7 protein-coding genes are annotated in these 12,062 nt (G+C 59.5%); 1 reads left to right on the top strand and 6 read right to left on the bottom strand.

What is annotated here, in order from left to right; translation table 11 throughout:
* Positions 1-7: 7 nt before the first annotated feature.
* The 5 genes from J2X24_RS11710 to J2X24_RS11690 all read right to left on the bottom strand — a co-directional run bounded on the left by J2X24_RS11710 (position 8) and on the right by J2X24_RS11690 (position 7,363).
* Entirely contained in the window at positions 8-2,131 is a 2,124-nt protein-coding gene (locus J2X24_RS11710) for a GumC family protein (protein WP_342591094.1), read from the bottom strand.
* A gap of 349 nt (positions 2,132-2,480) precedes the next feature.
* A complete protein-coding gene (locus J2X24_RS11705) occupies positions 2,481-3,653 on the bottom strand; it encodes a glycosyltransferase (RefSeq protein ID WP_209721461.1) in 1,173 nt (390 codons plus the stop codon).
* A complete protein-coding gene (locus J2X24_RS11700) occupies positions 3,646-5,157 on the bottom strand; it encodes a lipopolysaccharide biosynthesis protein (RefSeq protein WP_209721459.1) in 1,512 nt (503 codons plus the stop codon). Before J2X24_RS11700 ends, J2X24_RS11705 begins: the two co-directional genes overlap by 8 nt.
* 3 nt (positions 5,158-5,160) lie before the next feature.
* Complete coding sequence (locus J2X24_RS11695) at positions 5,161-6,333, bottom strand: acyltransferase family protein (protein ID WP_209721456.1); 1,173 nt, start codon at positions 6,331-6,333, stop codon at positions 5,161-5,163.
* A gap of 478 nt (positions 6,334-6,811) precedes the next feature.
* Positions 6,812-7,363, bottom strand: coding sequence for a calcium-binding protein (locus J2X24_RS11690; RefSeq protein WP_209721454.1), 552 nt, complete (start codon positions 7,361-7,363; stop codon positions 6,812-6,814).
* Positions 7,364-8,127: 764 nt separating this feature from the next.
* On the opposite strand from J2X24_RS11690, the gene J2X24_RS11685 reads away from it, so the two are divergent.
* On the top strand, positions 8,128-10,752 hold the full coding sequence (locus J2X24_RS11685; protein WP_209721453.1) for a calcium-binding protein: 2,625 nt from the start codon (positions 8,128-8,130) through the stop codon (positions 10,750-10,752).
* Positions 10,753-10,818: 66 nt separating this feature from the next.
* Here the strand turns inward: J2X24_RS11685 and J2X24_RS11680 are convergent, their stop codons facing one another.
* Entirely contained in the window at positions 10,819-11,985 is a 1,167-nt protein-coding gene (locus J2X24_RS11680) for a nucleotide sugar dehydrogenase (RefSeq protein ID WP_209721451.1), read from the bottom strand.
* Positions 11,986-12,062: the final 77 nt, after the last annotated feature.

The following is a 12,062-nucleotide window of genomic DNA, read 5'->3' as shown; positions in this document are numbered from 1 at the left end:
CCTGAACCTACTGATCCAGATAGTAGTTTTTAACGGCCTTATAGTAGAGCCCCTGGCCTTCACCGTAGGCGGACTGGGCCTTGATGTCGACCTTGTTCAGGATGACGCCCGTCACCTTGACATTGCTGTCCCGAAGTACGCTCAGGGCGGCCCGAATGACCGGAACGGCAGTGTGCCGCCACAGGGTCGAGAAGATGATGGCATCGGCATGCTTCGCCAGGATGCGCGCATCGGTGACGGCCAGGACAGGGGCGGTATCGAGCACGATGACGTCGAACATGCCGCGCAGCGTCTCGATGAGCGTCTTCATGTGCTGGCTGTCGAAAATATCCGGCAGCGGAGTCTTCTGGTCGATCAGCGGAATGAAGGCGATGCCGCTGTGATCATCGCGTACCAGGATGTCCGACAGTTCCGCCTTCTTGTTCAGATATTCAACCAGGCCTGACTTCGCATCAGAAATCATGAGCTTGCTCAGCGAGCGGCGGCGCAGGTCGCAATCGATCACGACGACGGATTGCCCGGCCAGCGCCACGGTCTGGGCGAAGCACATGGACACGGTCGTCTTGCCCTCGTTCGGGATGGCGGAGGTGGTCAGGATGACCTGGATATTGCCTTGCGCGGTCCGCAACAGCGAGGTGCGCAGGTCGTGGAAGCCTTCGGCGAACAGCGACAGCGGCTTTTCGGCGATGTAATCGACGGCCAGCTTGCGCTGCGTGCTCGTGCCGACGATCGTGTTCAGGTCGGCGATGCTGGCCAGGTACGGGACGCCCAGCCGTTCGATGTCCTGACGCGTGCTGACGCCGTTTTCGAGCGACATCTTGCCAAGCACAGTGGCGCCGGCGACGCCACCGGCGCAGATAAACGCCACGGCAAAGGCCATCATAAACCCGGGCGACGACGGCATCGCTGCCTTGGCCAGCGAGACGATGCGGGCGTCGGGCGCTTCGAGGCCTTCCAGCGAGGCCAGCTGGTTGTAGCGGCCGAGATAGGCTTCATATACGCTGCGCACGGCCTGGGCGTCGCGTTCCAGTTCGTTAAGCTGGACCATGGCGCGGTTGCCGGCGGCCAGGCTGCCACGCGCCGCCGCGACCTTGGCGGCGATGGCGGCGGTTTTCTGGCGTTCGATTTCCGCGGCCGATTCCAGGTTCATGAGAACGCGGTCGGTTTCTTCCTGGATTTCGGTGTCGATCGACTGCTTCTGGCGCTTGGCTTCGATCAGTTCGGGATGGCGCTCGCCGTAACGGCTGGAAAGCTGGGCGATACGCTGTCCCAGTTCCGCCGACTTTTGCCGCAGGCCCTGGATGACGAGAGAGCCCTGGACTTCGGCCACGCCACCGCCGGTATAACCGCGATTGAGCTGACTCCTGGCGCTGCGCAGGCGCGCTTCGGAAGCTGCGCGGTCGACAGACGCCAGTCCCAGCTGAGAGTTCAGCGTGGTGATGTCCTGTTCCGCCAGCATGCCGCCGTCGGCGGTCAGCAGGTTATTGGCGATCTTGAACTGCTGCACCTTGCTTTCGGCGGCTTCCACCTGACCGCGCAGTTCATTGACGCGCGCCAGCAATGAACCGGTGGCGCTTTCCTGGCCCTGTTCCTTCACTTCGAGCTGGGTCTTCAGATATTGTCGCGCCCATTCGTTGACGATGGTGCGCGCGCGTTCAGGAGACGTGCTCTCAAAAGAGATGTAGATGACGCGGGCCAGGCCCTGACGCTTGATCTTGATGTTCTCGATAAGCCGCGCCTCGGCGCGCTTGTCCAATTCGCTGTCCGGCTCGGCCGACTTGAGGCCGATCATTGACGCCAGGGCGCCGACACCCCGTTCTTCGGTGAACTCCTCGACCTCATTCAGCTTGAGCGCCTTGACCACGCGCTTGGCCAGTTCGCTGGACTTGACCAGTTCGACTTCGGTATCGACCGCCAGGACATCGGTCATGAGCTGGGGCGTGACGGCCTCGGTCGGAACGGCCTTGATCTGGCGCGAATCCACCATGACGACCGAGGTCGCCGAAAACGTCTTCGGTTGCACGATCATGACCGCCAGCACCGCGACAAAGACCACGACAAAGACGGCGAGGAAAAGCTTCATGTGCCGGCGTGCATGAAGAAGCAGTGTGTGAATATTGACCGAAGGCATGAAGTGCTCGGTGGAACTTTGCTTGTCTTTGTTTTCCATGTTGGTCACAGGTGTCACAATGTCGCTTTCAAGGTCACTTATTCATTCAAAGCCTATGCGAAGGCGCGTGTCGGACGCGCGGCATTCACATATGCGGGCTGGAAGAGGGTAGGACAGCAGGCCAGCCCCAGCGCATTGGCCTGAACGCATTCATTCGGTAGTCGCCGCATACTGCCAGCTTCCCATTAAGAAACGGCTGACAGTGCCCCAAAATCGCCTTGATCTCTTCTGCTGTACCGAAACAGGAACAGTTTGAAAATATCAAATTTACCAATATTGGCAGGTGTTTCCCTATCGCCACTACATTCGTCTATGCAGCAAAAGCCGCGTCATTCCGATCCTGTTGCTTGAGGGTCAAAACGGTCCAGTACTGTTCAATTGTCGCCTGCAGGTCGTAGCGTTCGGCGCCGGTGAGCGCCTTTTTCGCCCACGCTGATCTGACGTCGGCCGAGGCGTAGAGATCCAGGGCCTCAGCCATGGCCGCAGCGTCGTTCACTGGCACCAGGATGCCGTATTTCGCTTCGAGCATCCGGTCGAGCGGCATGCTGGCCGCCTCGTTCAGGATTTCCGATGGGCCCGAACGGCAGTTGGTCGCGATCACGGGTACGCCCAGCGTCATGGCTTCGGCCAGGGCATTGGGAAAGCCTTCGCCGTTGGACGGCAGGACAAAGGCCATGGCCCTGCGGATATAGGCAAATGGATTGGCCGAGAAGCCGGGGAAATGCACGCGGTCGCCAAGGCCCGCGCGCGCGGCCTCGTCCTTCAGCCGTGCTTCCAGCGGGCCCTTGCCCAGGATCACCAGGTGCGCGGAGGTGGCGCTGCGTGACAGGGCCTCGATCAGCATGGAGAAGTTCTTGCTTTCGACAAAGCGGCCCATGGCGAGGACATAGGGCGCGGCCGGCAGCGCCGTCGCCGGCTCTTCGGCGGCCAGCGCGGTAATCTGCTCGCGGTTGATGGGGTTTGGGATCGACACCAGCTTCGACGGCGAAATGGCGAAATTGTCGCGCAGATCCTCGGCGATCCCGCCTGAGACGCAGATGATCTGATCGGCCAGCGGATAAAGCGTGCGGACCAGCATCTTGGACACGGCCCCGGCCAGTCCCTTGAAATGCCCCGACGTGTTGGCGCGCTCCGATATCACCGCCCGATGCTTGAGCACGCGGCTGCTCAGGGCGTTGATGACATTGGCGCGGGTTAGGAAGCTGAGCACATACTGGGCCTTCAGCTGGCGCCCCAGCTTCAGGAAGGCCGACAGCCCCTTGGGCAGGCTGCCCTGGGTGCGCAGGCGGTGCACCGTCACCCATTCCGGTGGGCTGTAGGCTTCGTGCGCTTCGTCGTCCAGCAGCACGAGATGGATGTCGTACTGGGCGCGGCGATCCTCGCTATGACGCAGCAGGGTCATCATGACCCGCTCCGCACCGCCGCCGGCTAGCGAGTTCAGAAGGAAGACGACACGCGGCTTCAAGGGAATGACGTCAGACATAGGTTTTGATCCGCGGGACAATCAGGGTCATCAATCGGGTATAGAGCGGCGCCACCTTCCTGGGCACCACGGGGCCGATCTCCTTATGCAGGCGCAACAGGAAGGCCTGGCCGAAGAGGATAAGCGATGCGGCATAGACCGCCGCCCCGGTCAGGGCCATGGCCGCGACGCGAACATAGATGTTCCAGCCGCCGAGCAGCCAGAAGTGCAGCGCCGACAGCGTGACCAGCATGGTTCCGGCGGCAAGCAGCGGCGGAAGCAGGTGGCCGAACCAGTCGCGTAAGGTGATATCCAGCACTGACGTCGTCTTCCAGACGACGTAGGGCAGGGTGAGATAGGCGGCGATGACGGCTGCCGCGGCGGCCCAGACAATGCCGAACCGGGTGCCGTACCACAGGGCGGCGAGACCGAAGATGAGGTTCAGGATTTGGATGACGACCAGCGGCCTGGACAGTCCGGCGGCGATCAGCGCCGACGACGACATGCGGGTAACGACCAGCGGCACGACGCTCAGCGACAGGATGGCCATGATGGTCGCGCTGATCGCCCATTTGTCGCCGAAGAAGAGCGTGATCAGGTCCGGCGCCAGTGCGGCGGCGCCGAGGAAGACCGGGAAGACGAAGGTGGTCGTGACCGCCATGACGGCCAGATAACCCTTGCCGGGCGCGGCGCTGGTGTCCTTGCGCCGCGCGAAGGCGGAGAGCGAAACGTCCTGGATCGGCTGTACCAGGACCTGTGTCGCCAGGTCGAGGCAGCGTGATCCGATGCGGAAGAAGGCCAATTGCGCCGACCCCAGAATGGCCGATATGACCATGTCCGGCAGCTTGGTGATCGACAGCTCGATCAGCCGGCTGCCGGTGACATTGACGCTGAAGCCGCTGACGTCGCGGACGACCTTCCAGTCGAAATGGAATTTGGGCATCCAGCGCGCTTCGATCCAGGTGACGACGGTGGTGATGACCGCCTGGACGATGCGCTGGAAGACCAGGGCCCAGATGCCGAACCCATGAAACGCCATGTAGACGGCCAAGGCGCCGGCGGCCGTGTTGGCCCACAGGCCACGCAATGCCAACTGGTTGTATTTGAAGTTGCGGCGCAAATAGGACACGTGCACGGCGCGCGCGGCGTCGATGATGAACATGGAAGACAGGGCCATCAGCGCGGTGGAAACCGACGCGTCGAAATGCGCCGTGATGACGAACTTCGAGATGATCAGTACAAGGACGGTTATGATGGCCGCCAGCGCGATGTTCAGCCAGAAACAGGTAGACGCTGTGCGATCTTCCCATTCCGCGCGCTGGATCAGCGATTCCGGGATGCCGCCAAAGGCCAGGACGCGGCCGATATCGATGAAGATGACCGCGATCAGCACGGCGCCGATTTCCGCGGGCGCCAGGACGCGCGCCAGGGCCGCGAAAACAACAAAACCAATGATGTTGTTCGCGACGGTCCCCAGCATCATCCATAAGGAGCCGGACAGCAGTTTGGATCGGGTTTGCGACATGCCTTACTTTCCAGCCGCGCCGGCCAGCGGAACCGGAGACGCCTTGGCCTTTTCTTCAAGGACAGGCGCGTCGGTCGGCGCGATATGGATGAGCAGCTTGTGCAGGCCGAAAAGCGAGAAAAGCTTGATGAGGTTGGAGATGAACAGCTTGCGGAAGCGCCATTCGCACAGCCAGGACGCGCCCCAGGCAATGGCGGATACCGACAGCAGGGCGATGACGATGGCCGCGTCCATGGTGACGTAAGGTGCGACCATCTTCATGATGGTCAGGCCGATCATCTGGTGGAACAGATAGATGGAATAGCTGTACTTGCCGATCCACATGAAGACGGCGTTCTTGAAGATCACATGATCCGCCACGACCAGGAATGCGAACAGCATGATGAAGAGGACATTGTCCTCGGCCTTGAACAGGTGGATTTCGTAGACACCGATCAGGGCGGTGATACAGGCCATGAATATGACGGCCGTGAACAGTCCGTCGAACTTCTTGCGGTAAAGCGCCACGCCGATGGCGAACATGGGCAGGTACTGCGACACGAACAGGCCGTGCAGGATCTGGCTGACCACGCGGAATTGCTCGGAGTCGCTGAAGCCGATCGGGCCGGAGCGGTCGAAGTACAGGATCAGGAAATCCAGGCCGGATGCGGCCAGCGCGAACACACAAAAAGCCGTTGCGAAGCGCTTAGGGAAGATGACGGCGCACATGCCGATGAAGAAATAGAATTTCAGCTCGACGAGCAGCGACCAGAAGGCGCCGTCTATCCAGTCGAACCCGAGGTCCGCCGCAAAAAACATGGTGCCTATCAGGTCAAGGACATCGCGGCCCTTTTCATAGAACTGATAGTCACCGGTCGTGACGGTAGGAGGGGAGAAGAACAGAAGGAAGATGAAGACGGTCAGGTTGGCCAGGATGAAAAGCGGCCAGATGCGCGAGATGCGCTTGGCATAGAAGTCAGCAAGGGTCTTTGACGCTTCCAGGGACTTCGCGATGAGGTAGCCGCTGATAATAAAGAAAAGCAGCACCCCCAGCTTGCCGATATGCTGGTGGACGCTTGGGCCTTCGCTGAAGCCGAAAGCCGCCGGCGGCAGCCGGTCCGAGTAGTGGAAGTAAACAACGATGAATACGGCGATGCCACGCCATTGCTCAATAAACGTGTCTTTTATCTTTTCCATTACAGACCCAAAAATCGGTGCAAGTCAGGCGCACGAGCATCGTTCTGACGCACATTGAAGAACGGAATGCGCGTGTTCAATTTACGTAAGAGCCGCACACCCCATGAGTGTGCGTAGCCGGGTGCATTTTTCGTGCCAATTACGCGTTTACCGGGAATACGCCATACTGTGTGTTAAATCCGTTAAGCCGTTGATCCGCGATAAACTTTTTTGGTGCGGCGGCCGTGCGCTGAGCGGGTAGCAACCTGGATGCCGCCACGGGACGTGGCATGCAAATCGTTGGAGAAGGCAGCAGGGTTAATGAGTATGCGTTTGCACGACGAAAATCAATACGAAATGCTGCGACGCAACATATCGTCGCGCGTAATGCCGGGCCTGTGTGGAACGGCCATAAAAAAACGAGGAACCTTTTGGGTTCCTCGTTTCCAGACTTTCGGCTTATGCGCTGATCTTGTGACCGGCGCGCAGCCAGACTTTATTAGAACGCGAAGTCCGAAGCGCTGACCGAAGCCACGCCCTTCAGGAGGATCGAGTCCGAACCGTAGGTGACGGTCGTGCCGGCAGCGGTGGTCGAGATGACCAGGTCGCCGAAGGCCAGGCCGGTGGCCGACAGGTCGATCACGTCGCTGCCCGAGACGAAGTCGACGACGGTGTCGGCGCCGTCGCCGAAGCCGAAGACGAACAGGTCGGCGTCAGCGCCGCCCGACAGCAGGTCGTTGCCGGTGCCGCCAACCAGAACGTCGCTGCCAGCGTCGCCCATCAGACGGTCGCTGCCAGCGCCGCCCAGGATGATGTCGTTGCCGTCACGGCCGTAGACGATGTCGTCGCCGTCGCCGCCGTCAACGCGGTCATCGCCCTTGCCGGCGGTGATCTTGTCGTTGCCAGCATCGCCGGTGATGAAGTCATCGCCCGTGCCGCCGTTGATGATGTCATCACCGGCCTTGCCGCGGATCGAGCTGGCGTCGGTCGTGCCAGTGATGTTGTCGTCGGTCTTGGTGCCCTCGACTTGAGGGAAGAAATAAGAGCTCATAGTTTATCTCCAGTAGGATGAAGCGTTGTGAAAACTCTGCAGGCAATCCCAACGCGGGAATGCGGTAGGATAGGAACGCAAAAAATATACCAGCCCTCCCCCTCGAGCCGATAGGCTTACTGGCAAACCTTATTAAAATGCACGCTCCCAACCAGGGTGGCGGATATCAAAGGATTGGTAAACCAAACACTAACAAAACGGGCTTGAGCAATCAAGGCGAAATTTTGGCGAACGGGTGTTCGCTAAAGGCCCATCCTGACAACTCTCACTCACGTTTTCGTTAGTACTTTATTAGGCATATACACGCGGTCGTGTACCCGCAAAAACTCTTTATCCTGTGAGTTGAATAAGGCCGGCTTTGCCGCCGTATGGCGCTTATTACACCCCTGGTAGTCGGGATATGTCCGGTTATGGGACATGGATGGCATGGGGTGCGCCCATGCGCCATAAGCCAGTCCTGCGTCAGATTGCCTCATGCCGAACGCACGGCGCGTCCATCGGCGGACGCCCGCATATACCGAAACAGCCATGAGGCGCGCGCCAGATACCGCACCAAGATGTTATGGTAAACAATAAAGAAATCGGCAAAGTAAATTGTAGTTAACCTACAAATCTTTCAGGTCATTTCCAGCCAGTCAAAACATACACATTGCTAAATTATAAATTTACCAATGCCCGTAAAGCCGAATTAATGAGTCAATGTAAATAATCAATGTGTCTTCGCACCATAAAAGGTGCGTTTTTTAATGCGTGGAGTGGCTTGAATGGCTGATTACTATATTTCGCCAACCGGAAGCGGTTCGAAGAATGGCGTAGGTATTGAAAATGCATCCACCCTTAGTCAGCTTGACAAAATTCTAGCAAATGCCCAGCCGGGCGATCGAATTCTTCTCATCGCCGACCAGGGCGATTACAACATAACCAAGTCCATCAGCCTGACCCATGGCGGGACAGAAAATGGCGCCATTACCATCAAGGGGATTTCGTCGGCAGGTGCCGATATGGCGGCGACATTCGTCAGCAACCGGGCCGAGACCTATTCGCCCCAGGCCGTCCAGGGCCAGGAAGTGTTCCGCCTGCTGGATGGCGCGGACCACCTGACGTTCGAGAATATGAACTTCCAGGACGTAAATACGGCTTTCCGCCTGGCGGGGACGCTCGAAGGAATCTCGCTTGAGCACATGACGGCGGATAACATCAACCGCTTTGTCTACAACCTGGCGACCGGGGACGCGACCAGCGCCACCGTGTCAGGCCTGACGATCAAGGATGTCGATGTCACCGGCTTCGCCAAGGCCGTGGTTTCGCTGCGCTATGATACCAATAACGTCGTGATTGAAGACGTTTCGGGCGACAGCCAGCACATCGATGGCTCGAACTTCGCCACCGGCATCCAGCTCGACGGCACGGTCCACTCAGTGGTCGTCAAGGACACCAAGATGGGCAACATCACCGATACGGTGAACAAGTACTGGAACGGCGACGGCTTCGCGACCGAAAAGGACGTCTATGACGTCGCCTTCATCAATACCTATGCCTATAACAACACTGACGCCGGATATGACCTGAAGTCTTCCTCAACGACTCTGGTCAACGCGGTGGCCGAAGGCAATACCCGCAATTTCCGCTTCTGGGCGACGGATACGGTGCTGGAAAATGTCACTGGCCTCAATCCGGTCTATCACGGCGGCAGTTCGACCCTGCCCTCGAATATCTGGCTGGCCGCCAACGCCAAGGTGACGGTCAAGGATTCGGAATTCACCGACGACACCGGCAAGGCCCTGCTGTTCGACCTCAAGAACTCGGGCACGATACTGACCGTCGAAAACATCGTGACGAACCAGACCGACGCTTCCGATATCCTGTCGTCCCTGTCGTCAAAGCTCCTCGGCGTCCTGAACGCGATAACCAAGCCCACCCTGCCGGCGGTCGAGACGCCGGTGGTTGACGAACCCGCAAAGGTCGAGGACGACAAGCCGGCGGAGAGTCCTGTCAAGACATCGATCGATGGAACGGCTCTGAACGACGCCCTGAGCGGCACTGTCGGGGACGATACGGTCTTCGGTCACAACGGCCAGGACGTTCTGGATGGCGGCGCGGGCAGCGACACGCTCGACGGTGGCCGCAACGAGGACGTGCTGAATGGTGGCGACGGCAATGACAGCCTTTTCGGCGGCGTCAATGCCGACACCATACAGGGTCAGGCAGGCGATGACGTCGTTTATGGCGATGTGGCCGCGCTGACGGCGGCGGTCGCGGCCGGCAATGATAATGTCGAGGGTGGTGACGGCAATGATGTCATCTTCGGCGACGGCGAGCAGATGGTGACGGCCCAGGGCGGCAAGGACTATCTTTGGGGCGGAAACGGCAATGACGTTATTTACGGCGACGCGAAATCGCTCACGGCCGGTTCGGCTGGTGGCAAGGACGTGCTGTATGGCGACGATGGCAATGACACGCTCTACGGCGACGGCGCGACCTCGGACGCCAGCGCCGGCGGCGACGACAAGCTCTATGGCGGCAAGGGCAATGACGTCCTTCACGGCGGTGGCGGCAACGACCTGTTCGTCTTCGAGGGCAAGGGCTTCGGCAACGATGTGATCGCCGACTTCAGCCGGTCCGAAGGCAACCGGGACAAGATCGACCTGAGCCAGATGAAGGTGGCTTTCGAGGATCTCGAGCTGACGGTCGTGGGCAAGGATACGGTCATCACCTTCGCCAGCGGGGACACTTTGGTGGTGAAGAACTTTACCGGCCTGACCAAGGACGACATCATCGCCGCGGTCAAGTCGGACGCTTCCGCGCTGAAGGCCTATGAACGGACGACCACGACCGGCGTCGAGACCAACAAGACCGACTATACGCTGGGCAGTGATGCGAAAACCCTGGCCTATCAGGGCAGCGAAAGCTTCAGGGGCGTCGCCAACGATCTGGACAATCTCGTCACCGCGGGCAGCGGCGCGGACACGGTCTACGGCCGCGGGGGCAACGACAAGCTGTATGGTCTCGACGGCAATGACCAACTTTACGGTGGCGACGGCAACGATACGCTCTACGGCCGCCAGGACAATGACAACCTGTCGGGCGATGCCGGTAATGACAACCTGATGGGCGACGGCGGCAACGACGTTCTGAACGGCGGGCGCGGCAACGACAATCTGTCAGGCGGTGCGGACTCCGACCGCTTTGTTTTCAGCAAGGGCGACGGTAATGACGTGATCGCGGATTTCGGCACCGACGACTTCATCGATTTCTCGGGCACGTCCCTGAAATTTTCGGACGTTCAGGTCGTGGATACCGGCGCCGATATCCTGTTGCGCTATGGCGCTGACAGCATTCTTCTGAAGGGTGTCGAGACCGTCGACAGTCATCAGTTTATTTTCGCCTGATCCAATCCACACTAACGGACATACTGCCCCTGACGCTCGGCGCCAGGGGCTTTGTCTTTGTGGGGATCAGTCCGAACCGTACAGGTCACGGGTATAGACCTTGGTTTCGACGTCGGCGATATCGGCCGAGATACGGTTGGCGACGATAACGTCGGACGTTGTCTTGAACTCTTCGAGGTCACGGATGATCGGTGAGTTGAAGAACTGGTCACCATCGAAGGCGGGTTCATAGATAACGACGTTGATGCCCTTGGCGCGGATGCGCTTCATGATGCCCTGGACCGACGAGTCGCGGAAGTTGTCGGAATTGGTCTTCATGGTCAGGCGATAAATGCCGACCGTCTTGGGACCGCGGCGGATGATGCTGTCGGCGACGAAGTCCTTGCGAGTCGTGTTGGCATCGACGATCGCCTTGATCAGGTTCTGCGGCACGGCCGAATAGTTGGCCAGCAGCTGCTTCGTGTCCTTGGGCAGGCAGTAGCCGCCATAGCCGAACGACGGATTGTTGTAGCCCTTGCCGATGCGTGGATCCAGCGACACGCCCTCGATGATCTGGCGCGTGTCCAGGCCCAGAGCCTCGGCGTAGCTGTCCAGTTCGTTGAAGTAGGCGACGCGCATGGCCAGGTAGGTGTTGGCGAACAGCTTGATCGCTTCGGCCTCGTCGGAATTGGTGAACAGGACCTCGACGCCCTGCTTGTCGGCGCCCTGGACCAGCAGGTCGGCAAAGCCGCGCGCGCGTTCGGACTGTTCGCCGATGACGATGCGCGACGGATGCAGGTTGTCGTACAGCGCCTTGCCTTCGCGCAGGAATTCCGGCGAGAAGATGATCTGGTCGCAGCCCAGTTCTTCGCGTACATGCTTGGTGTAGCCGACGGGAATGGTCGACTTGATGACGATAGTGGCCGTGCTGTTGATCGGCATGATCTGGCGGACGACAGCTTCGATCGACGAGGTGTCGAACTGGTTGGTCACCGTGTCGTAGTTGGTCGGCGTCGCGACGATGATGTAATCGGCGCCTTCGAAGGCTTCGCGGGCGTCGAGCGTTGCCTTGAAGTCGAGCTTTTCGTGCTTCAGGAAGTGCTCGATTTCGCGATCAACGATCGGCGACTCGCCGCGATTGAGCATCTCGACCTTGGCCGGTACGACGTCGAAGGCCACAACCGTGTTGTGACGCGCCAGCAGCATGGCGTTCGAAAGGCCCACATAACCCAGACCCGCAACTGCTATCTTCATTTTCGCTCCAAATTACCTGAAACACCGCGGGCTGCCGCGGTCAGTATGGTCCTGCACCCATCATGGCGACGGTGCTT

The sequence above is a fragment of the Asticcacaulis solisilvae genome (assembly GCF_017875235.1).
GTDB classification, from domain to species: Bacteria; Pseudomonadota; Alphaproteobacteria; order Caulobacterales; family Caulobacteraceae; genus Asticcacaulis; species Asticcacaulis solisilvae_A.
Note: the sequence above shows the minus strand (reverse complement) of the source record. Positions and strands in the feature narration are given on the sequence as shown.